Below are 24347 nucleotides of genomic sequence, written 5' to 3'. Positions count from 1 at the left end.
GATTCGACATGATCAGATCTCCTCGTCGAAGGCAGGCGCGTTTTCGCGTGCGTACTGGATGAAGCTGTTGGATACACCCTGCGGGACCATCGGCCACACCATGGCGTCCTTGGAGACGACGAAGTCGATCACCACGGGACGGTCGTTGGTCTCCAGCGCGAGCTTGATCGCGGCGTCGACCTCCTCCTCCTTCTCCACGCGGATCGCGAGAGCACCGTACGCCTCGCCCAGCTTGACGAAGTCGGGCACACGGATGCTCGCATGTCCCGTGTTCAGCTCGGTGTTGGAGTAGCGGCCCTCGTAGAACAGCGTCTGCCACTGCTTGACCATGCCCAGTGAGGAGTTGTTGATCACCGCGACCTTGATCGGGATCTCGTTGATCATGCAGGTGGCGAGCTCCTGATTGGTCATCTGGAAGCATCCGTCACCGTCGATGGCCCACACCACGCGGTCGGGCTCGGCGACCTTCGCGCCCATGGCGGCCGGAACGGAGTAGCCCATGGTGCCGGCACCGCCCGAGTTCAGCCATGAGTTCGGTCGCTCGTACTTGATGAACTGCGCGGCCCACATCTGGTGCTGACCGACACCTGCCGTGTACACCGCTTCAGGCCCGGAGAGCTCACCGATGCGCTGGATCACGTACTGCGGCGACAGCAGACCGTCGCTCGTGGGAGCGAAGCCCAGCGGGAACTCGGCGCGGAGGCCATCGAGGTAGCTCCACCATTCCTCGGTGTCGGGCTTCGTCCCGCCTGCCTGACCGCGGAAGGCAGCATCCAGGTCGATCAGCACGTCGCGCACGTCTCCCACGATCGGCACGTCCGCCGCTCGGATCTTGCCGATCTCGGCCGGGTCGATGTCGACGTGCACGATCTGCGCGTGCGGGGCGAACAGCTCGGCCTTACCGGTGACGCGATCATCGAATCTGGCGCCCAGGGCGACGATGAGGTCGGATTCCTGGAGCGCGAGCACCGCGGGAACCGTTCCATGCATACCCGGCATGCCGAGGTGCTGCGGGTGCGAGTCAGGGAATGCCCCACGAGCCATCAGCGTGGTGACGACCGGGGCGCCGGTCGACTCCGCGAGGGTGCGAAGCTCTTCGGACGCGTGCGCACGGATCACACCGCCGCCCACGTACAGCACGGGCTTGCGTGCCTCGGTCAGCAGCTGCGCCGCCGCCTGGATCTGCTTGCCGTGCGCTTTGGTCACCGGGCGGTAGCCGGGAAGGTCCACCTTGGGCGGCCAGATGAACGGCGCCTCGGTCTGCTGTGCGTCCTTGGTGATGTCCACGAGCACGGGGCCGGGACGACCGGTGGACGCGATCTCATAAGCCGCCGAGATGGCGCCCGGGATGTCCTCGGCACGCGTCACCAGGAAGGAGTGCTTGGTGATCGGCATCGTGATTCCCACGATGTCCGCCTCCTGGAACGCGTCGGTTCCCATCAGCGTGGAGAACACCTGACCGGTGATGGCAAGCATCGGCACGGAGTCCATGTAGGCATCCGCGATGGCGGTGACGAGGTTAGTGGCGCCGGGGCCGGAGGTCGCGATCGTCACACCGGTCTTGCCGGATGCGGACGCGTAGCCCTCAGCCGCGTGTCCGCCTCCCTGCTCGTGACGCACGAGGATGTGGCGGATCTTCGTGGTGTCCATCAGCGGGTCGTAGACGGGGAGGATGGCGCCACCCGGAAGGCCGAAGACGTCCGTGACGCCGAGAAGCTCGAGAGTGCGGACGACAGCTTCAGCTCCCGTGAGCACGGGCGCGGTGGCGGTGCGAGCTGGCGGCCGGGGAACGGCCGAGGCGGAGGCGTCGGACATGGTGCATTCCTTGTGTGTCGTGTGCGGATGAGAAGAGTGTGAGGCCGTCAGCAGCGGCGGCTGAGCGGAGTCAGCGGCGGGCCGGAGGACGTGGCCTGTACGCGTCGGGTGGAGCGCGGATATTTCGGCGTCCGGTGAGACTCACCGGAGCCCAGCTCGTCTCCCCCGACGAGTGAATCCGGGGAGGGAGCCGCGATATCGACCCGATTCAGATCACCATCGCGCACGAACAGGGGAAAGAGAGTCGCCTGATCGAGTGCTCTGCGCTCATCCCCGGGTCCGGTTGTGCCGACATCGGGGTGAGCGTGCATCAAGCGTAATACATGATTCGCCTGCTGCCCGACACCGCGCCCCCACGGCACGCATCGAGCGGACGCACGGGGTGCGTCCGAGGGCGATGCGGCGGGCATACGGAGAGTCTACGGCCCGGCACCCGCCGTGCAGCGCCACCTGTGACACGAGCGCGCGTGAAGGAAGGCTGAAGCTCCTCAGGCATGACGCCCCGTGCAGTCGTGCTGAGCCGCACCGAGGTCCCCGTCACCGACACGGACCCCGACATCGCCTCGACCCAGCAAAACCCGGAAGCCGGAGTCACACCTCCCGATGCGCGCGGATCGACGCGATCACAGTAAGGACCACAGCCAGCTCCGTCGGATCCGACACACTCAGCCGCACCGAGGTCCCCGCCACCGACACGGACCCCGACATCGCCTCGACCCAGCAAAACCCGGAAGCCGGAGTCACACCTCCCGATGCGCGCGGATCGACGCGATCACAGTAAGGACCACAGCCAGCTCCGTCGGATCCGACACACTCAGCCGCACCGAGGTCCCCGCCACCGACACGGACCCCGACATCGCCTCGACCCAGCAAAACCCGGAAGCCGGAGTCACACCTCCCGATGCGCGCGGATCGACGCGATCACAGTGAGGACCACAGCCAGCTCCGTCGGATCCGAAACACTCAGCCGCGCCGAGGTCTCCCCGTCGCCCACACGGATTCCGAGATCGTCTGGTCCCAGCGAACGCAGGGCGTCCTCGTCGGTGACGTCGTCGCCCGCGAACAGCACTGCGGTTGCTCCGGTGAGCTCCCGCAGGTGGGCGACGGCATCATCCTTACCCTCGTCGCGCCAGGCGTATTCGATCACGTCGTGTCCGTCGCGACGACGCCAGCCCGCATCCGCCATCAGCGCGTCGATGCGCCGGCCGGCCTCGTGCGCGACGGCGGGCGCGGCGAGTCTGGTGTGCAGCGCAAAGCCCGCACTCTTGTCCTCGATGCGCACACCCGCCAGGTCGGCGATCGCATCAATGGCTCGTTCACGCAGCTGTGCCGCATCCGCGGGCTCTTCGAGAGGCTCCTGCTCCCCCTCCGCGAGCGCCGCCGGAAGGAGGTACTCCGCGCCGTGGGAGCCGGCGAGGAGGATCGGCGAGACCGGCGGACGCTCGGTGATGATCTGAAGGTCCCGCAGCGAGCGTCCCGACACGAACGCCACGTATGTATCGTCCATCCGACTCAAGGCGTCCAGAACGGCCGTCGCCTCCGGGATAGCCCGCACCGACATCGGGTCGTCGGCGAGCTCGGACACCGTCCCGTCGAAATCGAGGGCCACCAGGAGGGTCTCCGTGGTGGCGATCGAGCGGACTTCCTCGATGATCCGGGGCGTCATGCCGGCGCCCCCGCTCGGACCTTCTCCATGGCGGAGAGGAATGCCGCGGACCACGCCTGCACATCGTGCTTGATGACCTTGCGTCGCATCGAGCGCATGCGACGCCGTTGCTCGTCCGCAGGCATGTTCACCGCCGCCATGATGGCGTCCTTCAACCCGTCAATGTCGTGCGGGTTGACCAGCAGAGCGCTGGAGAGCTCGTCGGCTGCTCCCGCGAACTCGCTCAATACGAGAACCCCCCGGTCGTCGTCGCGCACCGCCACGTACTCCTTTGCGACGAGATTCATGCCGTCGCGCAGGGCGGTCACCAGCAGAACGTCAGCGGCGAGGTAGAGCGCGGCCATCTCCTCCTTCGGATACGAGTGGTGGAGGTAGCGGATGGCGGTGTGATCGAGCGTGTCGTAGGTGCCGTTGATGCGTCCGACCGTCAGCTCGATCTCGTCACGCAGTTCGGCATACGCGTCCACGCCCTCGCGCGACGGACTCGCGACCGTGATGAGGGTCGCGTCTGCGACGCTCAGCCGCTCATCGCCCAGGAGCTCGCCGAAGGCCTTCAGCCGGTGCCGGATGCCCTTCGTGTAGTCCAGGCGGTCAACGCCCAGCAGGATGCAGCGGGGATTTCCCACGCTCTCGCGAATCTCCTGTGCTCGCGCGACCACGGACGGGCGGTGGGCGAGCTCGGCGTAGCTCGCCGTGTCGATCGAGATCGGGAACGCCTTGGCGAGCACCGTCCGCGTGCCGCCGTTCTCCGTCGGCACCGTGATGTGGGACGCCCGGGACTCGACGTGCAGCAGACGGTGCGCGGTGGTCTGGAAGTTGCGGGCATCGCTGTGCCGCTGGAATCCGATGACATCGGCGCCGAGCAACCCGCGCAGCACCGGGACCCGCCAGGGCAACTGCATGTAGATGCCGCTCGCCGGGAACGGGATGTGGTGGAAGTAGCCGATGGTCACATCGGGACGCAGCTCCCGTACCATCTGCGGAACCAGCTGCAGCTGGTAGTCGTGCACCCACACGGTGCCGCCGGGTGCCACGGCGTCCGCCGCGCGGGTTGCGAAGCGGCGATTCACACGCACGTAGGCGTCCCACCACACGCGACGGTAGCGCGGCGAGGCGATGACGTCGTGGTAGAGCGGCCAGAAGGTGTCGTTCGACATGCCCTCGTAGTAGTCGGCCACCTCGTCCTCGCTCAGCGAGACGGGAAGCAGGCGGATGCCATCGGCGTCGAAGGGCTCAAGGTCGAGATCGGCGCGACCCGGCCAGCCGACCCATGCGCCGTTGACGGTCTTCATCACCGGTTCCAGAGCCGCGACGAGCCCTCCGGGCGAGGTTCGCCAATGCGTGGATCCGTCAGGTTCGACGATGCGATCGACGGGCAGACGGTTGGCGACGACGACGAGCTCCGGCTTGGGCACGCGGTCCTCCTGACTGTTGGTCTCGGATGCGTGGGCTCACCCAGGCTAGTGCGCGAGACGGAAGGTTTGGTGGATGTGCGGGCGGGTAGCGCAGCGGTGTGGCGTGTGCTATGCATACACATCGTCACATACGAATTCGGGGCCGCACGCAGCACGAACCCAGCCCGTTCTCCCCGTCAAGCCGATAGGTTTGTGCCATGCGCAAGTATCTGTTCGGCACGGGGATCATCGGAGCGATCACCAGCGGCTACTCGCTGCTGCGCGGCACACGCGAGGAGCAGTTCACGTGGCGCACCGTTGTCGCCTGGCTGTCCTGGGGCCTGACTCTGGCCCTGGCCATTGGAACCATCGTCGAGGTCCGGCGCGAGTCGCGTGGCGACATCGTCGCCCACCCGGAGCCCTCCAAGGAGGAGCGCCGCCAGCTCAAGCGCTTCCGCTGAGCTTGGTCCCGGGACCAGCTATCTCCCGCACGCCCTCTCCTGCGCGCTCTCTCGTGCACGCCCTCTCCTGCACGCTCTCTCCTGCAGGCCCTCTCGTGCACGTCCTCCTCCGCAGGCCCTCTCCCACACACTCTCTCCCGCACGCTCTCTCCCGCAGGCCCTCTCCCGCAGGCCCTCTCCCGCACGCTCTCTCCCGCACGCCCTCCACCGCAGGCCCTCTCCCGCTCGCCCTCTCCTCCACGCCCTGACGCACGCCCTCTCGCCGCACGCCGGCGTCTGCGATGCGCCGGGCCGGCGTCTCCGTGCCAGGGACCGCGCAACCCGTCTGTGATTACCGGGCTTGCGTCGCCGCGCCGGGGAGCCCCCGCATCCGCCTGGAGAGTTGGGAGCGCTGATCCCGTGCAGGTCAGCAGACCACGCCGACGAGCACAAGCTCGCGACACTCAAGGCCGGAGCCGGGCGGAACGAGACCGGCTCTGGGCCGACTACCACGGCGGCTCGGGATCCCCGTGATCGTGCAGAAGTCGATAGCGATCGCCCGTGTTGGAGTCCGCGGATCGCTCGTCGGTTGCAGGGCCGGTGGGCACAAAGCCGACGTTCCTTGGCGTGAGCATCTCCAGATGAGATCGGCCCAGTGCACTCACGAACTCGAGGTCTCCACCCGCGAGCGGCGTGATGCTCCAGCCAGCGCTGGTCTTCAACGTGTGGTGGCGACGACAGAGCGGAGCGAGGTTCGCGACGTCCGTCTTTCCGCCGCTCGCCCACTCGTGGTTGTGGTCGAGATCCGTACGCCTCACGGGGACCCGGCATCCGGGGTGTCTGCAGTGCTGATGACGGTGGGTGAGGAATCGCTTCATCTCCGCCGTCGGGCGATAGCGATCAGTGGCGAGGACAGCGCCGTGGATTGGATCGGTGAGCAGTCGGTCCCAGCCGACGACTCCGCCGGCGAGCTGGCGAGCCGTGTCCGCATCGATCGGCACCACGCCGTCAAGCTCTGCGCCGGTGTGCGTGATTCCCATGAGAGTGAGTGCGGGGACCATCACCGCCACGGTCGCACGTATCGCTCCGACAGCCGTGTCCACACTGGTCGGTGCACTGGTCAGGAGCAGATCCGCGAGGAGGTCCGCGCGCATCTGGTCGACGGTGCGCGTGTCCTTGTACGGCGATTGCTCAGGATCTGCTGCTGCGCCCTCGCCAGCCACGACATTCGCCGTCGTCCAGGAGGCTTGTGCACGTTCGACATCGCCCGCTGCGCCCTTCGCACCGTGAACAGTGCGGGTGCCGTTCGCCCTGGTTGCGCCGTCCCTGACGCTGACGGCCCTCGCACCATCCGAACAGTTCGCGCCATTCGCCCAGCGTCGAGGGTCCTGGGCGGCCGGCCGAAACCCTCGAGGGCGATCGCCGCGCTGGCCGCGAAGAGCGTGCGCCATCTGGTCCAGCCGGTCCTTCACCCCGTGCGCAAGGACCGACGGAAGGTACGCGTGAAGCGTGGACATGCCGTCCACGTCATCCGTGATCCACACGGCTCGCGACGTGTTCGCGATGCGGTGGCGTTCCGTGATGCCGATTTGCTGCACCTCCTCCGCAACGCTGGCCAGCATCGCCCGCAATCGGTTGGGCGACTCGACACGGGCGAGCGTCAACGCCCGCTCGATGAACGCCTCCCGCGCCGGGCCCGCGGTGATCGGCGCACCCGCGTTGACGACCACGTGCGCGTGAGCCATCAGGATCTCTCCCGTGGACACCGCTGCGTGCACCGCGGGGAACTCCCACACCAGTCGATACGCGTCGGACATGCGGCGTTGAACGGTGCGATCGCTGATGTGAATCACCGCTCCGACCTCTGCCGCAAGTGAGCGCAGACCGAGGTCACTGTGTGAAGACTCCCCCGACGCCCCCGACAGCGCTACGAGATCCGCGAGCAGGGCCGCTTCCATGGCCTCGGTGGCGGCACGGGAACGCGTCACCGCGGCCACCGCATCGATGTATGAGTTCAACACCTCCGGCGTCGCCATTGCCGGGCCGAGCACCCGCCCCGCAGAACCGCGCGAAGGCGGAAGCTCCGTCCGGTTCGAGGGGTGCGGAGCAAAGCCGTTTGCCCGGGCCTCGCCGCTCATTGGTGCTAATGTCATGGCCCAATGCTGGCACTTTCCGTCGTTCCTATGTTCGACAACTGCGGATCTGTGGATAGATCTTCTGCGCCCAGCATGCGGCGCTGTGTCGTTTCACCGCACCCGCACGTGGCGGTGTCGTTTCACCGCACCCCGCACGGGGCGGTGTCGTTTCACCGCCCCGCAGAGGCCGGGATCATCCCCGCCCCGCGCACCGCTGCACAGCGCACACCGCACGCGCCACGCAGTGCACGGCACGTTCCAGACGAATCACCCCGCACCGCACACGGCACGCCGCGCACGCCACGCACACCCCGGTACAGCGCACATCTGCTCCCCAGAAGAGCAGCGTCTCACCGCCGATCAGACCCCACCACCGCTGTCTCGTGATGTGGAACGAGGCTCAGAGTGATATCGCGTACTGCACGAATCCGGTGTCTCGTGCCACCCGGTCGTACAGCGACCGCGCGGTGGAGTTCCCCGCGGCGGTGAGCCAGTAGACCTTGTGGCAGGCGTTCGAGCGCGCCCACGTCGTCACATGCTCGATCAGCGCTGTCCCCACTCCGTCCCCGCGCGCCGCGGGAGAGACGAACAGGTCTTCCAGGTAGCAGTACGGACGCATCGACCAGGTAGCGGGATGCGTGAGCCAGTGGACGAGGCCGACGGCCGCGTCCCCCTCCCACGCGAGGGCACCGTTGATCTGGCGCCCGTCCACCACGCGCGCGAAGGTCGAGGCGGTCGTGGCCTCGTCGATCTCCGTCTCGTAGAACGAGAGGTACCCCGCCCACAGCTCACGCCACACGGGCTCATCGATGAGGGACACCGCGCGGATCTGCACCATGCCCTCAGCTTAGGCAGCCTCAGCGCGTGAGGATGAGCGCCTCACCCTGTCCCCCGCCTCCGCACAGGCCCACGGCGCCGGTCCCCGACCCGCGCCGTGCGAGTTCATGAGCGAGATGCACGACGAGGCGAGCCCCGCTCGCACCGATCGGGTGACCGATCGCGATCCCGCCGCCGTGGATGTTGACACGGTCCTCGTCGACGCCGAGGGCGCGCTGTGACGCGGCGACCACAGCTCCGAACGCCTCGTTGATCTCGAACAGGTCGACATCCTCCGCGGTGATCCCCTGCTTGGACATCGCCTTCGCAATGGCATCGGCCGGCTGGAGCTGCAGCGAGTTGTCGGGTCCCGCCGTCTGGCCGCTCGCACCGACCACCGCCAGGATCGGCCATCCCTGCGCCGCCGCGTGCTCACGTGAGGTGAGGACGAGAGCCGCTGCGCCGTCCGAGATCGGCGAGGAGTTGCCCGCCGTGATCTGACCATCGGCGCTGAAGGCCGGGCGAAGTCCCCGCAGTGTCTCCATCGTGGTCGCCGGGCGGACGCCCTCATCGGTGGTCACCAGGACCGGGTCGCCCTTGCGCTGCGGTACTTCGACCGTGACGAGTTCGTCGGCGAGAACACCGGATTCCGCTGCGGCGGCCGCGCGCTGGTGCGACAGCATCGCGACGCGATCCTGTGCGTCCCGATCGACGCCGAAGCGCGGGTTGTGGCGCTCGGTGGACAGCCCCATGCTCTCCCGGTCATAGGCGTCGGTGAGACCGTCGAACGCCATGTGATCGAGCACCTCGACGCTGCCGTACTGCCACCCGTCGCGCGAGCCCATCAGCAGGTGCGGCGCGCGAGTCATCGACTCCATGCCACCGGCCACCACCACTGTCGCGTCACCCGAGCGGATCATCCGCGCGGCATCGATCACGGCGGTGAGGCCGGACAGGCACACCTTGTTCACGGAGGACGAGTGGACGTTCCACCCGAGACCCGCACCGACGGCCGCCTGACGCGCGGCGTTCTGGCCGGAACCGGCGGGAAGCACCTGCCCCATGACCACCGCGTCGACGGCCTCGGCCGCGATCCCGCCCTTCTCCAGTGCGCCACGGATCGCGAGCGCTCCCAGCTGCGGGGCGGTGAAGGACGCGAGCTGACCCTTGAGGCGGCCCTGCGGCGTGCGTGCGGCGGCGACGATGACGACATCGGTGGGGTTCATGATTCCATCCTCACGGATTCTCAACGGACAGGGATTCAGGGACGATGAGCGCAGGCTGGGTGGTCGAGACGACCTGGTCGACGGACACCCCGGGCGCGAGCTCCACGAGCACGAGACCGTCCTCGGTAACATCGATCACGGCGAGATCGGTGATGATGCGATCCACGACCCCGCGCCCCGTCAACGGCAGTGTGCAGGAATCCACGATCTTGGGCGTGCCGTCCTTGGCGACGTGCTCCATCAGCACGATCACCCGCGCGGCGCCGTGCACGAGATCCATGGCACCTCCCGGACCCTTGACCATCTTGCCCGGGATCATCCAGTTCGCCAGATCCCCGGCGGCCGACACCTGCATCGCTCCGAGGATGGCTGCATCGATCTTGCCGCCGCGGATCATCCCGAAGCTCAGGGCGGAATCGAAGAAGCTGGCTCCAGCGAGGACCGTGACCGTCTCCTTGCCGGCGTTGATCAGGTCAGGGTCCACCGCCTCTGCACTCGGGTACGGGCCGACGCCGAGGATGCCGTTCTCCGACTGCAGGACGACGGTGACATCGCTGGGCACGTAGTTCGGAACCAGGGTGGGCAGCCCGATGCCCAGGTTCACGTAGGAGCCGTCCGTCAGCTCCTGTGCGGCGCGCGCCGCCATCTCCTCACGGGTGAGAGCCATGTCAGTTCCCCTCACGAACGGTACGTCGCTCGATGCGCTTCTCGATGTCCGATCCCACCTCGAGCACGCGATGGACGTAGATGCCCGGGAGGTGCACCGCGTCGGGATCGATCTCCCCCGGCTCGACCAGCCTCTCAACCTGCGCGATGCAGACACGACCGGCCATGGCCGCGAGCGGATTGAAATTGCGTGCCGACTCATGGAACACGAGGTTGCCGTGGCGGTCGCCGATCAGCGCGTGGACCAGGGCGAAGTCCGTGGTGATCGCCTCCTCCAGCACGTACTCCCGCTCTATGCCGTCGGGCGCGAAGACCCGCACCTCTTTCTGAGGCGATGCGACCGCGATGCTCCCGTCTGGGTTGTATCGCCGCGGCAACCCGCCCTCCGACACCTGCGTTCCCACTCCGGTCTGCGTGAAAAACGCCGCGATCCCCGCACCGCCCGCGCGGAGCTTCTCCGCGAGCGTGCCCTGCGGGGTCAGCTCCAGCTCCAGCTCGCCGGTGAGGAACTGACGCTCGAACTCCTTGTTCTCACCGACGTAGGAGGAGGTCATCTTACGAATTCGGCGTGCATTCAGCAGCACCCCCAGACCCCAGTCGTCAACGCCGCAGTTGTTGGAGACGACGCTCAGCTGGGATGTCCCCTGCTCCAGCAGCGCCTGAATGAGGGCGATCGGGTTGCCGGAGAGTCCGAACCCGCCGACCGCGATGCTCGCGCCGTTTCTGATGTCCGCCACCGCCTCCGCGGCCGATGCCACCTGCTTGTCGATCACCGAGCCTCCTCGCTCCCGCCGCGTTCGCGCACCTCTCCAGGGTGCTCCGCAGATGATCCCGACGAAAGGGACCAGACTGTCATGTGGTCGATGTGGACGCTAATGTCCACATTATGAGCACACAGCGAGAGACGCGACGGGTGAGCACGGCCGTCCCGGGAACGCAGGCCGTCGCCCGCGCGGCTCACCTCCTTCGCCTGGTCACGGCTGCCGGCGAGAGCGGTGCGGGAGTCCAAGAGCTGGCGCACGCCGCCGACCTGACTCGCTCCACTGCCCATCGCCTGCTGTCCGCGCTTCAGGCCGAGGGCCTCGTGGATCGGCACGAACAGAGCGGGGCATGGCTGGCCGGCCCCGAGCTCTACCTCATGGGCACGGTCGCTGCGACGCGATACTCGGTGCCGGCCCTGGCGCGCGACGTCGTGCGATCGCTCGCAACGCGCACCGAGGAGAGCGCGTTCCTCTCCGTGCGACGCGGAGACGAGAGCGTCTGCCTCGTGCGCGAGGACGGCGCCTTCCCGATCCGCAGCTTCGTGCTGAGTGAAGGGGTACGCTTCCCTCTCGGTGTGGCATCGGCCGGACTCGCCATCCTCGCCTTCCTCCCCGCTGACGAGTGCGAGGCCTATCTCGCTTCCGCGGGCGATCTGCGCGTGCGGTACGGACCCGCGCACGGCACGCCGCAGCTGCGCTCACGCATCGCGGAGACTCGCGACCGCGGATACGCCCTGAACCCGGGCCTGATCGTGGAGGGCAGTTACGGGATCGGTGCCGCCGTGTTCGATTCTGACGGCAGGCCGGCCTGGGCGCTGAGCCTCACGGGTGTTCAGTTCCGGTTCGGCCCCGACCGCCTGCCGATGCTCGGGCGTGCGCTGCTGTCACACGCCCACCAGCTCACCGGCATTCTCGCGACTCGTTCTCATCCGTAACACATACCTAAGGTATATACCTCTGGTATGCTTTCCGGATGAGGAACACGCAGGACATCGTCCGCATCGTCACAGCGGCCACTGCTCTCGGGCGCATCGCCGCCGTGACGACGAAGAACGAGACCCCTGCAGCGCAGTGGCGCACGCTCGCCATCCTGATCAGCGAAGGCCCGCAGCGCATCGGCGAACTGGCCCGCCTCAGCCGCGTGACGCAGCCGGGTATGACCCGGCTGGTCGCCGCGATGACCGAGGCGGGTCTACTGGCCCGCGAAGAGGATCCGTCCGATTCCCGCGCGCACCTCATCTCCGTCACCACCGACGGGCGCCATGCGCTCGACGCCTGGCAGACGCAACTCGGTGAGGCGCTCAGCCCGTTCTTCGCCGATCTCCCCGACGAGGACTGGGAGACGCTTCGCCGCGCCTCCGAGATCCTCGCCTCCCGCATCGCATCATCACAGGAGTCCCATCGATGAGTACTGCCCATCAGCAGTCCCTCCTCAAACAGCCCATGACCGTCTGGGCCGTCGCATTCGCCTCGGTCGTCGCGTTCATGGGAATCGGCCTGGTCGACCCGATCCTGAACTCGATCGCCACCGACCTGCACGCCACCCCGGTGCAGACCGAGTTGCTCTTCACCAGTTACCTCGCCGTCACCGGCGTGGTCATGTTCTTCAGCTCCTGGGTGTCCAGCCGCATCGGGGCCAAGAAGACCCTGCTGATCGGCCTGGCCGTGATCGTGGTGTTCGCCCTGGCGTGCTCGCTGAGCGGGACCGTCGATCTCGTCATCGGCTTCCGCGCAGGATGGGGTCTCGGCAACGCACTGTTCATCTCGACGGCACTCGCCACGATCGTGGGTGCTGCCGCGGGCGGCAGCGAAGCGGCCATCATCCTGTACGAGGCCGCGCTGGGCGTCGGCATCGCGATCGGCCCGCTGCTCGGCGGGCTGCTCGGGCACCTCTACGGATGGCGCGGTCCGTTCGCCGGAGTGGCGATCCTGATGGCGGTGGCCTTCATCGCGATCATCACCATGTTGCGAGGTGAGGTCGAGAAGCCCCAGCCGGTGAGCATCAGCGCACCGTTCCGCGCTCTCGCCCAGCCCGCGCTGGGCCTGCTCGCCGTCGCCGCACTGTTCTACAACATGGGCTTCTTCATCCTGCTGGCGTTCTCACCCCTGGTGCTGAGCGCACTGGGGATTGAGACGATGCAGATGGGATATGTGTTCTTCGGTTGGGGCCTGGCGCTCGCCATCACCAGCGTGTGGCTCGCCCCGCGCCTGCTTGAGCGATTCCGGCGCACCACGGTACTGATCGCGACCTTCCTGCTGCTGGCGATCGATCTGGCGGCGGGAGCCTTCACGATCCACAACTCCGTGGGTCTCATCGTGGTGATCGTTGTGGGCGGCCTGCTGCTGGGCGTCGTCAACACGACGCTCACAGAGGCCGTCATGGAGGCGACCGACCTGCCCCGCGCCGTCGCATCGTCGTCGTACTCCGGTGTGCGCTTCCTGGGCGGCGCCGTCGCTCCCCCGCTGGCCGCCGCTCTCGCCGGGCTCGCCGGAGACTGGCTCCCCTACGTGTTCGCGGGGGTCGTGGTGATCATCGCCGCGCTGGTGCTGGTGTTCGGGCGCTCTCGGCTCGCTCGCGTCGACATGCGCGGTGCCGACGCGGTCGAAGAGGTGGAGGCGGTCGCGATCGGCGACGCCAGCTGAGATCCCGATGCCCCTGGCCTGCGCAGGCCAGGGGCATCGGCGTTCCAGAACCACGCCGCACCGCGCCGACGGCTGCCCTCGCCCCCGTCCGATGACAGCATGGGAACATGATCACCGCGGAGCAGGCCACCGTGATCCTGGACGGGATCACTCTCCTTCCCCCCACAGACCTCGACGTTGCGAGGGGCACGGTCTGCGTGCTCCGGGGACGCAACGGCTCCGGCAAGACCACGCTGCTCTCTCTGGTGGCCGGCCGCCGTCGACCCACCGACGGAACGGTACACGTCGCTCAGGATCACCCGGACGATCGATCACGACGGTTCCGTACGCGCGTCGCGGCGCTTCTGGACCCGCCGCCCACCGCACGTGATCTCACGATCCGGGAACAGCTGGCACTCATCGCGCTCACCTGGGGCGTCGCCGAGGCCGACGCCGCCGCTGACCGGGAGATCGCTCGCTGGGGAATCGAGGAACTCGCCGCACGGTTCCCGCACGAGCTCTCCAGCGGCCAGCGCCGGCTGTTCCACCTCGCGGCGACCTGGATCCGGCCAGCCGAGCTCGTCATCCTCGACGAGCCCGAACAGCGCTTGGACGACGAGAGACGGCACCGCCTCATCGCCAACATCGACGAGCGCCGACGGGCGGGCACGACGTTCCTGATCGCCAGCCATGATGACGACGTCGAGCGGGCTGCTGACCGGGTCGTGCGGATCGCAGCATGAACCGGAGACGAGACGTGCGGTGTGCGGACGGATCGGCGCGATGAGCACCCCGAGCCTGCGAGCGGTCCTGCGCCGGGCGCGCACCCGGGAGAGGAGCTTCGGCGACCACCTCTACGCCGGGTACCTCGGTGTCCTGGTTCTGCTGGTCGTGGCCGCGCCCCTCATCCGCGCAGTGTGGATGCTCCTCGTCGACCCGGTTGTCGTGCCGATGCTCGCCGCGGCCCCGGTGAGCGCGCTGCCTGCTCTCTGTCTGCTGGCAGGGGGGATCGCGCTGGTGCTCGGCGCCGCAGCGGGCCCCGCCGCACGAACACCGCTGCTCACCGCGATCCTCGCGGATTCCCCGCTCTCCCGTGTCCGTGCGTTCGGCGGCCCGATGCTGCGTGCCTGTGCCATCGGAGGAGCCGTGCTGGGTGGGGTGTTGGCTGCCTGGGCCTGGCCGCTCGTCACCGTGGGCACACTTACGCCGGCCACAGCCATCGAGTGGTCGGTCTTCGGGTTCGGCCTCGGCATGGTGGCAGGCACCCTCACGCTCGTGGGTCAGCGCTTCCCGCACCCGGCGCCGCTGGTGGGTGCGGCGCTGATCGCGCTCTCACTCGCCGTGGGCGTGCTGCCGACGCCCCCGCTCGCTTCGCTGAGTGACGATGTCCGGGCCGTCTCGGTGCTCATGGCCGTAATCGCCGCCGTCGTGTCCGTCGGGGCCATTCCCCTGCTGCTGAACTCCCTGCGTTCGTCGGCCCTTGTGAGCACGGCGCAGCGTCGGGAGAGCGCCATCGACGGCGCCGTGCTGCTGGATACCGCCGCCGTCGCCGATGCGACGCGCAGCGTGCCCCATACCGGCAGAGGGCGCCGTGCCGTAGGCCCTGTCTCCGGCCGCGGAGCACTGCCGCTGGTGTTCCTCCGACGCGACTCGGTGGGCTGGACCCGCACGCCGGGCCGGCTGGTGGTCGCCATCGTCGGGCTCCTGGGCGCCGGAGTTCTCGGGGTGTTCGCGCTTTCGGCCCCGGGCACGGCCTGGCTCGCGGTTCCGGGAGCGGTGATCGTCTATGCCGCAGCAGGTCCGTTCACCGATGGGGTCCGGCTGGCCGCGGAGGCTTCCGACGCCCCGGCGCTCTACGGTGTGTCACCCCTCACCCTCCTGGGACTGCACCTGGTCGCCCCCGCGGCGGTCTGGCTGACCGCCATCATCGGCGCGACGGTCCTTGTCGTCCTCGGCGTGGTGCCGGCTGCAGCCGTCGTGTGTGTCGTGCTGATCGGCACGGCCGCGCTCGCCGCGCGGGTGGCCGATGCCCGCAAACCGCCGCTTCCCGTCGCGATGCTCGCGCCCATCGTCACCCCGTTCGGCGATATGGCCGCCGCCAACCGCGTCATCTGGACGCTCGGCCCCGTACTGGCGACCGCCGCCGTCGGGCTGACGGCAACGGTCCCGGCGCTCAGCGCCGCCATCCTGGCCGGACTGCTACTGCATGCAGCTTCACGCTGGCGTAGTGCGCGGCTGCACGGTTGAGACCGACCGCACGGAGACGACCCCGCAGATCAGCGCGGCCAGACCACCAGGATCAGGGACTCGCGCGTGTCGGCGAGGCGGACCCAGCCATCGCCGAAGAGATAGCTCATGCCGTATCCGTCGGCGTCCTTGATGAGAGCGCCCTCCCGCGGCTCGGTGACCACGACACCAGCGGGATCCTCTTCTGTGGTCCACCCCTGCGCCGCGAGGTCGGCCTGGGCCTGCGCGGCCAGCTCCGGCGTCAGGGTGCCGTATCCGAACACCTGCGCGATGTCGTTGCCCTCCCCCGCGTGGTTGCCCCAGGTGCACGACATCCCGTCGGGGATCAGCGTGGAGCCGATGTAGAGCGGATTGCTGACGGCGGTCCAGCCTTGTGCGGTGTAACCGGAGACGAGACCCGCGGAGATCATCGACTCGCAGGTGAGCTCGACCGGCTCCGTCGCCGTCTCGCTGCTCTCCGGGTCCGGCGTGCTGGGTTCCCCCGTCACGGGTGGCGCCACCGGAGTATCACCCTCGGGCGCCGCGGGCGAGCAGCCGGCGAGCACCCCGATCGCGAGCAGCAGCGCACCGCCGCGCAGGAGCCGCTCCCTCATCAATCCGCGCTTCCGAGGAACCTGGAGAACGCCTCGTGCAGCACGCCATTGGTGGCGAGCACCGAACGCGACGAGATCGAATCGACGCCGTCGATGTCGGTCACACGGCCGCCCGCCTCGCGAACGATCGGGACGATGGCTGCGATGTCGTACTCCTTGACGTCGAACTCCGCGACGAATTCGAGTCGTCCTTCGGCGAGCAGCATGTAGGGCCACACGTCGCCGTACCCGCGATCGCGCCAGACGGCGCGGGTCAGACGCAGCAGATCGTCGGCGCGACCGACTTCGTCCCACTGCGCGATGCTCTGGAAGCTGATGCTGGCGCGGGCGATGTCGTCGACGTCAGATACGTGGATCCGGCGATCTCCCTCCGCCGTCGCGGTCCAGGCGCCCTGTCCGGTGGCGGCCCACCAGCGTCGTCCGAGGGCCGGCTGGCTCACCACGCCGACCTGCGGCACGCCGTCCACCGCAAGCGCGATGAGCACGCCCCACATCGGAATGCCCTTGAGGTAGTTGTGGGTGCCGTCGATCGGATCGATGATCCACTGGCGCGATGAGGTGCCGCTGGTGCCGAACTCCTCGCCCAGCACACCGTCACGGGGACGCTCCGTGTCCAGGATCTCCCGGACGGCTCGCTCCGTGGCGATGTCGGCGTCGGTGACGAACGTGGCGTCGGGTTTGGCCTGCACGTCCAGATCGGCCGAATCGAATCGCGACATGGCGACACGATCCGCGGCATCCGCGAGCCGCAGAGCCAGGAGGAGATCCGCGGCGTAGAGGTCGGACGCGGGTGGGGAGGGGATCGCAGACGCTGTCACGATTCTCACCCTACCCGGCGGTACCACGCGGAAACCCGCCGATCGCCTGTGCGATGCACCTGCGTGCGCACAGGGTCGACGGGTCTCCGCCGCAGTCAGCCGGCGGCGACTGCCAGCTCGTTGGGCGCGTGATCGAGCGTGGTGGTCGCGATCTTCTCACCGGTGGTGAGGTTGACGGCGTGGACGGCCCGAGTCGCGGGCTCGGTGACGTAGGCGATCTCGCCGTCCACCGTGATCGCGGGGTGCGGGTCCTGCCACTGGGCCGGCCCCTCCCAGGGCGCCACAACGGGGTAAGAGCGCAGGATCTCGCCGCTGACGGGGTCCAGGACGTGGATCTGGCCGTCGGTGCTGAGGATGTAGGCGAGATCACCGGGTCCCCGCGCGACGTCCCGGAAGGTGTAGCGCACGTTTGCCGGCAGGTCCACGACTCGGAGATCGTGTGTCGCGGTGTCGATCAGCGTGACGGCGTCGAGCAGGTAGCCCTCCGCATCGGGATCGCTCTTGTAATCACCGACCACGATCGGGCTGGTGTCGGAGACGAAGGCGTTGCCCATACGGCCGTACACGTCCGGTGCCGCCAGCTTGTCGAATTCGCCGTCCGAGTAGAGCAGCGCGCCGTTCTCGCAACCGAACACGACCGTTTCCTGCTGAGCCGTGCCCTCGCCGTGGATGCCGGGGCACTGATCGTTGAGAGCGGTCTGGACCCACCGGTCCCCCTCGGCGGTGAGCGCAACAGCGCCGCTTCGCCCGCTCTCATCGCCCACGGTGGTGAGCAGTGTGCCATCGGAGAGCACAATGGAGACGCCGTGGTGGGCGGCTGGGGCGGTGTACCTGGCCGACGCGGGCAGGGAGTCGTAGCCCGGGGCGAACGCCGCCGTGTCGAACACGGTGGTGGTGCCGCTGCCGTCGTCGAACAGCACGGTCTTGCCGTCGTGCACGACCACGTGTCCGGCGGCGGTAGCCGGCACGAGCGGATCGGCGAGCACACCGTCCACCGTGTCGAGGAAGCGGAATCCTGCGCTCGTGGTGACGGCGATCGTCCGTCCATCGCCGAAGGAATTGACGCGGGTGAACTCCTCGGTGGGGATCTCGGCGACGGTCTCCAGCGTGTGCGGATCGAGAACCGCGATGCCGTGCTGAAAGGTGACGACGACCCGCCCCGACTCGGAGTGCGTGTGGTCGTGCCCGGTCGTCGACGCCGGCGCCGGCGTGGAGGGCGAGGTCGCGGATTCCGCCGCAGCCGTGCCGGAGCAGGCGGTGAGTCCGGCCAGCAGGACCGCTCCGAGCGCCGCCACGGCGATGCCGGTGGGGTGTGTGGTGTGCATCTCTATCTTTCTTGTCATGCCTCAGCGGGTGAGGCCCTGGGCGATGCGGTCGGTGTTGACGCGCATCATCGTGAGGTAGGTGTCGGCACCGCCGCCGGGTTCGGTGAGCGACTCGGTGAAGAGCTCGCCCACCTCGATGTCGAGTCCGGCCTCCGATGCGAGGACCTGAGCAAGACGATCCGGCTGCGAGGACTCCGCGAAGATCGTGCGGACACCAGACCTGTCGATCGCGCTTGTCAGCTCGCGGAGGTCCGCAGCGCTGGGAGCAGCAAGAGTGGTCCCGCCGGGGATGATGGCTCCGACCACGAGGAAGTCGAAACGATCCGCGAGATAGCCGAAGACGTGGTGATTCGTCACCAGAGCGCGGCGCTCGGTGGGAATCGCCGCAAACTTCTCGGTCATCTCCGCATCCAGCGCGACGAGCTGATCGCGATAGGACGAGACGTTGTCGGCGATGGGCCCCTCGGGCAGTCCTACGGTGGCGGTCAGCACCGGTTCCAGAGCATCGACGACGTCGATCATGCGTGCCGGATCCGTCCAGAAGTGCGGATCATCCGCGCCGGTTCGCCCCTCGTCACCGGCATAGGCCAGCACGTCGATGACGTCGCCCGCGACGAACTGGGCGGCACCGGCAGCAATCGATTCGTCGAGGTTGTGCTGCAGCCCCTCCTCCAAGCCCAGGCCGTTGGAGACCACGAGCGGCGCGTCATGGAGGAGTCGCGCCTCCTGAGCAGAGATCTCGAACGAGTGGGGGTCCGCGTTCGGCTTCATCAGAACGACGACCTCGGCCTGCTCGCCCACCAGGTTGCGAACGACATCACCCAGGATGTTCGTGGTCACCACGATCTGCGGGCGGGCATCGCTCTTCGCCGATGAGCATCCCGTCGAAAGGAAGGCGATGACTGTCAGCACGATCAGGAGGCGCTTCATCGTCCCACCTCCGTGAAGAAGGCGGGGGCGGTCGGGGTCTGCAGCGTGCGCGCGATTCGCGCGCTGTCGGCGTAGTCGATCTCGTGCACCATGCCGGATGCAGCGTCGTTGAGGTAGGCACGCTGTCCATCGACTACGAGTGAGGAATTCGCGGAGTCTGCCGTCAGCGGCTCTGTGGCCGCACTCTCAGAGGTGCCGCGGAACACGCGCACACGCCCGTCCGTATCGAGAGCGACGACATGCTCGTCCACGTCGTCCGCGGCGACCACCCGCACCAGAGGAACGGAGCTCGGCACCAGTGTCCACGTGCGCGCGCGGGCATCGAGTATCCAGAATCCGGCTCCAGGCGCGATCGATGCCACCCTCGGGCGCCCCTTCCGCCCCGCGAAGTCGGTCGGAGCGAGCGCGCCCGGCGGAAGCGGCACGACCTCTGGCGCTGTGTCGACGGACGCGATCACCATCGCTCCCTCGGCACACCCGATCACGAGCCCGGCGCGCGTCGTGATGGATCCCGACGGCGCCGAGCACGGGGAACCCGCAGTGAGGACCTCGCCTGCGGCGTCGACCGTGTACAGCCGTCCATCGCGGGCGATAGCCGCACCGTCACCGAGAGGAGCCACGACAACGTGTGCGTCCACGTCGATGCGGAATCTCTCGACGATCTGCCCCGCTGCAAGAGCGGCGTTGTCGAGCAAGACGGCCTCGCCGCTACCCGCGAACACGATCGCCGTGGAACCTGCGGTCGACAGCGCACCGGCCGCGACGGTAGCGGGGCCGGAACCCGCGACCGTCCCGATGACCCGCGCGGGGGCGCGGTAGTAGTGGAAGTGATCGCCGTGGTCCCATGTCCACACACCCGAGTCCACGATCTGCACGCCTGCCACCGTGGAGATGAACGCATACCGGCCATCCGTCGCCAGCGCCGTCGGCGCGGCGACTCCATCGATGCGCGAACTGCTCCCGTCGAGCAGGTCGAGGATGCCTGCGGCGCCGGCGTGGTCCACGGTGAGCAGCTGCAGCGGTGGTTCTGCGACCTCCACCGCCCCGGCGATCACGCCATGGTCTGTGGCTGTCGCATCGTTCGAGGACGGCGCCGCCGGTGTCGCCGCGGAGGAACACGCGGCGACCAGCACTGCCAAGGCGAGCAGGCCCTGGGCAGCGACCGCACGACGCATCATGCGATCACCTCGATCCGCGCGTGGAGCGGCACCGCTGGTTCCGTGCGTATGACCCTCTGGCTCTGGCGACGCCGCCGTGCCCCCGCGCGCACACCGCCGGAGCCGAAAGCCAGCACCACGGCGGTGAGCGCGATCGAGGCACCCGCAGCGGTTCCGGCATGCCATGAGATCAGCAGCCCGAGGAACACGGCGAACGTGCCGAACAGCGAGGCGAGAAGCATCGTGCTGGGGATCGAGCGCGTCCACGGGCGTGCAGCCACGGCGGGAGCGAGCAACAGACCGACCACCAGGAGCGAGCCCGCCACGGGGAAGGAGGCGACCACGGCCAGCGTCACGAGGGCCACGAGCACAACGTGGGCCAGCGCGGGGCGCAGTCCCAGCACGTGAGCGATGCGGCGATCGAAGGCGGCGACCACGAACGAGCGGTGAAAGCGCGCCGCGAGCAGGATGGTCATGACGGTTGCGACCACCAGCGGGATCAGTTCCGAGCTGCCCACCGCCAGGATGTCACCGAACAGGAGGGCGGTCGCGTCCGTTGCGAAGCTGCGGGAGTGCGACACGATGATCACCCCGAGCGACAGCATTCCCACGAACAGGAGGCCGATGCTCGTGTCGTAGGAGAGGCGTCCCCGTCGCTGCAGCACTCCCACCGCGGCGCTCATGACCGCGGCCGCGAGCGCGGCACCCAGGAGAACCGGCGCGCCAGTGACGGTGGCGATCGCAACGCCCGGCAGCATCCCGTGACCGACCGCCTCACCGAGAAAGGCCATCCCGCGAATCACCACCCAGGTGCCGACGACACCGCAGATCACCGCCACGAGCGCTCCGCCCAGGAGCGCCCGCTGCAGGAACTGCGCGGACAGGGGATCGAGCAACCAGGCCACGCCTCACCGCTTTCGTATTGATAATGAGAATCGTTCTCAATACGCTAACATGAGGTCATGACGCTTCCGAACCGCGCCCCCTCCCCCGGCACCGCTGTCATCCTCGACCGCGTGAGCTTCGCCTACGACGGCGTGGAGGTCATCCGGGAGGTCACACTCGACGTGCATCCCGGCGCCGTCACCGTGCTGCGCGGACCGAACGGCTCCGGGAAATCGACCCTGGTGGAGATCATCGCCGGCACGCACAGGCCGGGATCGGGAAGCATACGCCGCGGTGGAACCACGGCGCTCGTTGTGCAGCGCATCTCCGCACTGGCCAGTCTTCCGCTGACGGTCGACGAGGTGGTGCGCATCGGCACCTGGCGCGCCGGAATACGTATCCGGCGCGCGGCAGCACGCGGCGCGATCCGGGTCGCGCTGCGTGAGGTCGGATTGGAAGGATGGGAACGCCGGCGCTTCGCCGACCTGTCCGGCGGTCAACGCCAGCGCGTCCTGCTGGCGCAGGCTCTGGTCCAGCGTCCCGAGATCTTGCTGCTCGACGAGCCCGACGCCGGTCTCGACAGGGAGAGCACCGAAGACCTGTCGCGGCTGCTCTCCGCGGAAGCAGCCCGCGGTGCGGCAGTTGTCTGCATCAGCCACGACAGCGGTGTCATTGCCGCCGCTGATCGCGTCGTCGAGCTCGCCGCGGGCCGGATCGTCGCCGACAGCAGCCGCTGACCGCGCCTACACCACCCGGGTCATGCAGATGAGCCCCTCCCGCGTCTCCCAGCTCGGCGATTCCGTGAAGCCCAGCTTTCGATAGAGCGCGATCGCGTCGGCACGCCAGTGCCAGACCGACAGGCGGATCGTGTCAGCACCCACCGCCACCGCATAGCTCTGAAACGCATCGAGCAGCCCCGAGGCGACGCGCCGGCCTCGGTACTCCGGCGCGGTCCAGAGACGTTTGATCTCGACTCGACCCTGTCCGGCATCGGTGATCACGACGCAGCCCGCACCCCGATCACCGCTGCGCGCAAGCAGGACGACATCGCCGGCGAACGCAGCGACCGGATCGACAACCTCGGGCCGGTATCGCGCAGGCAGCGCGTCGATGGCAGCGACCGGCGTCCCCTTCTCGGATTCGGTCTGCCGATGATAATCGGCGAGCAGATCGGAAAGCACGCGAATCTGCGCACGGTCCGCTCGATCCCAGCGGCCGATGAAGATCGCGGAAGGAGGCGTCGTCATTGCGCCGTCCGCATCTCACAAGCTCGGGAGCCCGCGCCATTGTCGTCCGGTGCCATGTCGGCAGTGTCTCACACCTGCCCTCCGCCCCATTCCGGCAGGAACGAGACAGGCCCCGGAAATCACCTGCATGAGAGGTAATTTCCGGGGCCTGATCTGGTGCACCCCCAGGGACTTGAACCCTGAACCCACTGATTAAGAGTCAGTTGCTCTGCCGATTGAGCTAGAGGTGCTTGGTGTTTCTGCGCCTTGCGGCAACAGAGAAAACATTACCAGGCGATGCCTCCAACGTGAAATCGGAGTCGACTCGGGAGTGTCACGGGCACAGCTACGGTGTCGGGGTCGATTCCACGGGCTCGGGCACCAGGTGCAGGCCGGACGGCGAGTTGGCGGTATACGCCAAAGCCTCGACCCACGCCGGGTTCAGCTGAGGGCGCCTGCTCCCGTAGAACCGGTACACGAGAGGCACCGCCGGATGCAGCCAGACGCTCGTGCGTCCATCTCCGACGCTGGCATCCTCCCGCCAGGTGAAGGTGAACGCTTCGCTGCGCCGCAGTTTGTTGCTGATGACCACCTGCAGATGGGCGAGAGCTCGGTCCTCGATATCCACCTTCACCGAGTCCGCATAGATGAATTTGCCCACTGCTACCTCCCACATCGTCATGAACGCTGAGGCGGTCAAGCTGAAGGCAGCGGACCGCCGACGACATAACTATGTATGGCACATATCGGCGATGCAAGTCGGTGATGCCGGCTGCGAGGGCGCGCTACTCGGCCTCGACGCTGCTGGTGTGGTGGGGCACCCCCACCGGCTTGGACTCGCTGGATCCGCGCTGGCGCAGGAAGATGCTGAACGCCACCATCGCCCCCACCGCCAGGAATTCTGACTGCCAGTTCTGCAGGGTGCGATTCCAGAACTCGGGAGAGGCCACGTATTCCAGCCAGCTCACCTCCCCAAGCCCATGTTGCGCGTTCTCCTCGCTCGCCACCACGCGTCCGGCCAGTGACTGCGCGAACCATGACAGCAGGAAGATCGAGCCCATGAGCAGCAGCAGCGAGTTCGAGTACAGCCACAGCCGGAATCCACGAACCCGCGCCCACCGCGGCGATGCCGGGCCGGCGTGCTCCCCGATCAGCTGGTCCTCGTCGGAGCCGATGCCCTCGTCCCCCGGCTTCTTCGACTCCGGCGATCCGCGCTGGATGAGCCAGACGGTCGCGAGGATGAAGAGGAAGAACTGCAGGAACTCGGACTGCCAGTTCTCGGCGACGTCCACGAGGAAGTCCGACGACGTCACGTACTCGAGGTAGCCGATGGCCGGCTGGCGGTGCTGGGCGAGCTGCTCATTCGTGTAGGCCAGCCCCACGATCGACTCCGCCGCGAGGGTGACGAGGAAGATCGCCAGGAACGCGAGGCTCAGACCGTTGTCACGGATCCAGCGCCCCATGTCAGCGTCCCACCAACGGCAACGCGATCATCACGATCAGGCCGCCCACGATCAGAGCCAGCCACGCCCAGAACACGAATCGGGGCCCTCGTCGCTCGACATCCTGCATCGGTTCGCTCCCTCCGTCTGCGAAGCACCAGGCTCGGACGGGTGCGCTGCGCC

The 24347-nt window shown here is 68.0% G+C and carries 25 protein-coding genes and 1 tRNA gene; 8 read left to right on the top strand and 18 right to left on the bottom strand.

The window, feature by feature from the left end; translation table 11 throughout:
- Window positions 1-12: 12 nt before the first annotated feature.
- Window positions 13-1815: an acetolactate synthase large subunit gene (locus ACIQJ5_RS06020; protein ID WP_231089788.1), complete on the bottom strand. Its 1803-nt coding sequence runs from the start codon at window positions 1813-1815 to the stop codon at window positions 13-15.
- Between the two features lie 494 nt (window positions 1816-2309).
- Between ACIQJ5_RS06020 and ACIQJ5_RS06015 the strand changes: the two genes are divergently transcribed.
- Complete coding sequence (locus ACIQJ5_RS06015; RefSeq protein WP_402841861.1) at window positions 2310-2447, top strand: hypothetical protein; 138 nt, start codon at window positions 2310-2312, stop codon at window positions 2445-2447.
- A 257-nt stretch (window positions 2448-2704) separates the two neighbouring features.
- Here ACIQJ5_RS06015 and otsB read toward each other — a convergent pair whose 3' ends face one another.
- Together otsB and ACIQJ5_RS06005 are read right to left on the bottom strand one after the other, a co-directional pair.
- Window positions 2705-3481 carry a trehalose-phosphatase gene (gene otsB / locus ACIQJ5_RS06010; RefSeq protein WP_402841858.1) on the bottom strand — a complete coding sequence of 259 codons (777 nt, stop codon included), beginning with the start codon at window positions 3479-3481 and terminating at the stop codon, window positions 2705-2707.
- The gene (locus ACIQJ5_RS06005; RefSeq protein WP_231089786.1) at window positions 3478-4896 is read right to left on the bottom strand and encodes a trehalose-6-phosphate synthase; all 1419 of its coding nucleotides are present in this window, start codon (window positions 4894-4896) and stop codon (window positions 3478-3480) included. Before ACIQJ5_RS06005 ends, otsB begins: the two co-directional genes overlap by 4 nt.
- A gap of 197 nt (window positions 4897-5093) precedes the next feature.
- Here ACIQJ5_RS06005 and ACIQJ5_RS06000 point away from each other — a divergent pair, with 197 nt between their 5' ends.
- Window positions 5094-5336 carry a hypothetical protein gene (locus ACIQJ5_RS06000; RefSeq protein WP_231089785.1) on the top strand — a complete coding sequence of 81 codons (243 nt, stop codon included), beginning with the start codon at window positions 5094-5096 and terminating at the stop codon, window positions 5334-5336.
- Between the two features lie 485 nt (window positions 5337-5821).
- On the opposite strand, the gene ACIQJ5_RS05995 is transcribed toward ACIQJ5_RS06000, so the two are convergent.
- The 5 genes from ACIQJ5_RS05995 to ACIQJ5_RS05975 form a co-directional block, all read right to left on the bottom strand.
- Window positions 5822-7468, bottom strand: coding sequence for a DUF222 domain-containing protein (locus ACIQJ5_RS05995; RefSeq protein ID WP_402841854.1), 1647 nt, complete (start codon window positions 7466-7468; stop codon window positions 5822-5824).
- Between the two features lie 382 nt (window positions 7469-7850).
- The gene (locus ACIQJ5_RS05990) at window positions 7851-8288 is read right to left on the bottom strand and encodes a GNAT family N-acetyltransferase (protein ID WP_402841852.1); all 438 of its coding nucleotides are present in this window, start codon (window positions 8286-8288) and stop codon (window positions 7851-7853) included.
- 19 nt (window positions 8289-8307) lie between these two features.
- Entirely contained in the window at window positions 8308-9492 is a 1185-nt protein-coding gene (locus tag ACIQJ5_RS05985; RefSeq protein ID WP_402841849.1) for an acetyl-CoA C-acetyltransferase, read from the bottom strand.
- A 10-nt stretch (window positions 9493-9502) separates the two neighbouring features.
- Window positions 9503-10159 (bottom strand): CoA transferase subunit B, encoded by a 657-nt coding sequence (locus tag ACIQJ5_RS05980; protein ID WP_402841846.1) that lies wholly within the window; start codon window positions 10157-10159, stop codon window positions 9503-9505.
- A 1-nt stretch (window position 10160) separates the two neighbouring features.
- Window positions 10161-10931 (bottom strand): CoA transferase subunit A, encoded by a 771-nt coding sequence (locus ACIQJ5_RS05975; RefSeq protein ID WP_402841843.1) that lies wholly within the window; start codon window positions 10929-10931, stop codon window positions 10161-10163.
- Window positions 10932-11044: 113 nt separating this feature from the next.
- Between ACIQJ5_RS05975 and ACIQJ5_RS05970 the strand changes: the two genes are divergently transcribed.
- The 5 genes from ACIQJ5_RS05970 (at window position 11045) to ACIQJ5_RS05950 (ending at window position 15788) form a co-directional block, all read left to right on the top strand.
- Window positions 11045-11854, top strand: a complete 810-nt coding sequence (locus ACIQJ5_RS05970) for an IclR family transcriptional regulator (protein ID WP_402841840.1) — start codon at window positions 11045-11047, stop codon at window positions 11852-11854.
- Window positions 11855-11892: 38 nt separating this feature from the next.
- Entirely contained in the window at window positions 11893-12327 is a 435-nt protein-coding gene (locus ACIQJ5_RS05965) for a MarR family winged helix-turn-helix transcriptional regulator (RefSeq protein ID WP_402841839.1), read from the top strand.
- Window positions 12324-13562: an MFS transporter gene (locus ACIQJ5_RS05960; protein ID WP_231089777.1), complete on the top strand. Its 1239-nt coding sequence runs from the start codon at window positions 12324-12326 to the stop codon at window positions 13560-13562. The genes ACIQJ5_RS05965 and ACIQJ5_RS05960 overlap by 4 nt, the downstream gene beginning before the upstream one ends.
- Window positions 13563-13669: 107 nt before the next feature.
- The gene (locus ACIQJ5_RS05955; RefSeq protein WP_231089776.1) at window positions 13670-14284 is read left to right on the top strand and encodes an ATP-binding cassette domain-containing protein; all 615 of its coding nucleotides are present in this window, start codon (window positions 13670-13672) and stop codon (window positions 14282-14284) included.
- 40 nt (window positions 14285-14324) lie between these two features.
- The gene (locus ACIQJ5_RS05950; RefSeq protein WP_402841834.1) at window positions 14325-15788 is read left to right on the top strand and encodes a hypothetical protein; all 1464 of its coding nucleotides are present in this window, start codon (window positions 14325-14327) and stop codon (window positions 15786-15788) included.
- Between the two features lie 29 nt (window positions 15789-15817).
- On the opposite strand, the gene ACIQJ5_RS05945 is transcribed toward ACIQJ5_RS05950, so the two are convergent.
- From ACIQJ5_RS05945 to aztB, 6 genes are all read right to left on the bottom strand, one after another.
- On the bottom strand, window positions 15818-16381 hold the full coding sequence (locus ACIQJ5_RS05945) for a hypothetical protein (protein ID WP_402841831.1): 564 nt from the start codon (window positions 16379-16381) through the stop codon (window positions 15818-15820).
- On the bottom strand, window positions 16381-17184 hold the full coding sequence (locus tag ACIQJ5_RS05940; protein WP_402842081.1) for an inositol monophosphatase family protein: 804 nt from the start codon (window positions 17182-17184) through the stop codon (window positions 16381-16383). The genes ACIQJ5_RS05945 and ACIQJ5_RS05940 overlap by 1 nt, the downstream gene beginning before the upstream one ends.
- Before the next feature lie 110 nt (window positions 17185-17294).
- On the bottom strand, window positions 17295-18524 hold the full coding sequence (gene aztD / locus ACIQJ5_RS05935; RefSeq protein WP_402841828.1) for a zinc metallochaperone AztD: 1230 nt from the start codon (window positions 18522-18524) through the stop codon (window positions 17295-17297).
- A 21-nt stretch (window positions 18525-18545) separates the two neighbouring features.
- Window positions 18546-19454 (bottom strand): zinc ABC transporter substrate-binding protein AztC, encoded by a 909-nt coding sequence (aztC, locus tag ACIQJ5_RS05930; RefSeq protein WP_402841825.1) that lies wholly within the window; start codon window positions 19452-19454, stop codon window positions 18546-18548.
- Window positions 19451-20632: an ABC transporter gene (locus ACIQJ5_RS05925; protein WP_402841822.1), complete on the bottom strand. Its 1182-nt coding sequence runs from the start codon at window positions 20630-20632 to the stop codon at window positions 19451-19453. Before ACIQJ5_RS05925 ends, aztC begins: the two co-directional genes overlap by 4 nt.
- Window positions 20629-21516 carry a zinc ABC transporter permease AztB gene (gene aztB / locus ACIQJ5_RS05920; RefSeq protein WP_402841819.1) on the bottom strand — a complete coding sequence of 296 codons (888 nt, stop codon included), beginning with the start codon at window positions 21514-21516 and terminating at the stop codon, window positions 20629-20631. The genes ACIQJ5_RS05925 and aztB overlap by 4 nt, the downstream gene beginning before the upstream one ends.
- Window positions 21517-21573: 57 nt before the next feature.
- Here aztB and ACIQJ5_RS05915 point away from each other — a divergent pair, with 57 nt between their 5' ends.
- A complete protein-coding gene (locus ACIQJ5_RS05915) occupies window positions 21574-22233 on the top strand; it encodes a metal ABC transporter ATP-binding protein (protein WP_402841817.1) in 660 nt (219 codons plus the stop codon).
- A gap of 6 nt (window positions 22234-22239) precedes the next feature.
- On the opposite strand, the gene ACIQJ5_RS05910 is transcribed toward ACIQJ5_RS05915, so the two are convergent.
- The 4 genes from ACIQJ5_RS05910 to ACIQJ5_RS05895 all read right to left on the bottom strand — a co-directional run bounded on the left by ACIQJ5_RS05910 (window position 22240) and on the right by ACIQJ5_RS05895 (window position 24185).
- Window positions 22240-22743: a GNAT family N-acetyltransferase gene (locus ACIQJ5_RS05910; protein WP_402841814.1), complete on the bottom strand. Its 504-nt coding sequence runs from the start codon at window positions 22741-22743 to the stop codon at window positions 22240-22242.
- Window positions 22744-22897: 154 nt separating this feature from the next.
- Window positions 22898-22973, bottom strand: a tRNA-Lys gene (locus tag ACIQJ5_RS05905).
- A 95-nt stretch (window positions 22974-23068) separates the two neighbouring features.
- Window positions 23069-23383: an ATP-dependent DNA ligase gene (locus ACIQJ5_RS05900; RefSeq protein ID WP_231089766.1), complete on the bottom strand. Its 315-nt coding sequence runs from the start codon at window positions 23381-23383 to the stop codon at window positions 23069-23071.
- Window positions 23384-23507: 124 nt separating this feature from the next.
- On the bottom strand, window positions 23508-24185 hold the full coding sequence (locus ACIQJ5_RS05895; protein ID WP_402841810.1) for a DUF6766 family protein: 678 nt from the start codon (window positions 24183-24185) through the stop codon (window positions 23508-23510).
- Window positions 24186-24347: the final 162 nt, after the last annotated feature.

Origin of the sequence: Microbacterium sp. GXS0129, assembly GCF_044769785.1 — a bacterium.
GTDB lineage: Bacteria > Actinomycetota > Actinomycetes > Actinomycetales > Microbacteriaceae > Microbacterium > Microbacterium nymphoidis.
This window is presented reverse-complemented; position numbering and strand designations above follow the sequence as displayed.

Bases quoted from the DNA above. Each gene is read 5' to 3' on its own strand.
- ACIQJ5_RS06020 (WP_231089788.1), bottom strand. From the start codon at position 1,815: ATGTCCGACGCCTCCGCCTCGGCCGTTCCCCGGCCGCCAGCTCGCACC.
- ACIQJ5_RS06015 (WP_402841861.1), top strand. From the start codon at position 2,310: ATGACGCCCCGTGCAGTCGTGCTGAGCCGCACCGAGGTCCCCGTCACC.
- otsB (WP_402841858.1), bottom strand. From the start codon at position 3,481: ATGACGCCCCGGATCATCGAGGAAGTCCGCTCGATCGCCACCACGGAG.
- ACIQJ5_RS06000 (WP_231089785.1), top strand. From the start codon at position 5,094: ATGCGCAAGTATCTGTTCGGCACGGGGATCATCGGAGCGATCACCAGC.
- ACIQJ5_RS05995 (WP_402841854.1), bottom strand. From the start codon at position 7,468: ATGACATTAGCACCAATGAGCGGCGAGGCCCGGGCAAACGGCTTTGCT.
- ACIQJ5_RS05990 (WP_402841852.1), bottom strand. From the start codon at position 8,288: ATGGTGCAGATCCGCGCGGTGTCCCTCATCGATGAGCCCGTGTGGCGT.
- ACIQJ5_RS05985 (WP_402841849.1), bottom strand. From the start codon at position 9,492: ATGAACCCCACCGATGTCGTCATCGTCGCCGCCGCACGCACGCCGCAG.
- ACIQJ5_RS05980 (WP_402841846.1), bottom strand. From the start codon at position 10,159: ATGGCTCTCACCCGTGAGGAGATGGCGGCGCGCGCCGCACAGGAGCTG.
- ACIQJ5_RS05970 (WP_402841840.1), top strand. From the start codon at position 11,045: ATGAGCACACAGCGAGAGACGCGACGGGTGAGCACGGCCGTCCCGGGA.
- ACIQJ5_RS05965 (WP_402841839.1), top strand. From the start codon at position 11,893: ATGAGGAACACGCAGGACATCGTCCGCATCGTCACAGCGGCCACTGCT.
- ACIQJ5_RS05960 (WP_231089777.1), top strand. From the start codon at position 12,324: ATGAGTACTGCCCATCAGCAGTCCCTCCTCAAACAGCCCATGACCGTC.
- ACIQJ5_RS05955 (WP_231089776.1), top strand. From the start codon at position 13,670: ATGATCACCGCGGAGCAGGCCACCGTGATCCTGGACGGGATCACTCTC.
- ACIQJ5_RS05950 (WP_402841834.1), top strand. From the start codon at position 14,325: ATGAGCACCCCGAGCCTGCGAGCGGTCCTGCGCCGGGCGCGCACCCGG.
- ACIQJ5_RS05945 (WP_402841831.1), bottom strand. From the start codon at position 16,381: ATGAGGGAGCGGCTCCTGCGCGGCGGTGCGCTGCTGCTCGCGATCGGG.
- aztD (WP_402841828.1), bottom strand. From the start codon at position 18,524: ATGCACACCACACACCCCACCGGCATCGCCGTGGCGGCGCTCGGAGCG.
- aztC (WP_402841825.1), bottom strand. From the start codon at position 19,454: ATGAAGCGCCTCCTGATCGTGCTGACAGTCATCGCCTTCCTTTCGACG.
- ACIQJ5_RS05925 (WP_402841822.1), bottom strand. From the start codon at position 20,632: ATGATGCGTCGTGCGGTCGCTGCCCAGGGCCTGCTCGCCTTGGCAGTG.
- ACIQJ5_RS05915 (WP_402841817.1), top strand. From the start codon at position 21,574: ATGACGCTTCCGAACCGCGCCCCCTCCCCCGGCACCGCTGTCATCCTC.
- ACIQJ5_RS05910 (WP_402841814.1), bottom strand. From the start codon at position 22,743: ATGACGACGCCTCCTTCCGCGATCTTCATCGGCCGCTGGGATCGAGCG.
- ACIQJ5_RS05895 (WP_402841810.1), bottom strand. From the start codon at position 24,185: ATGGGGCGCTGGATCCGTGACAACGGTCTGAGCCTCGCGTTCCTGGCG.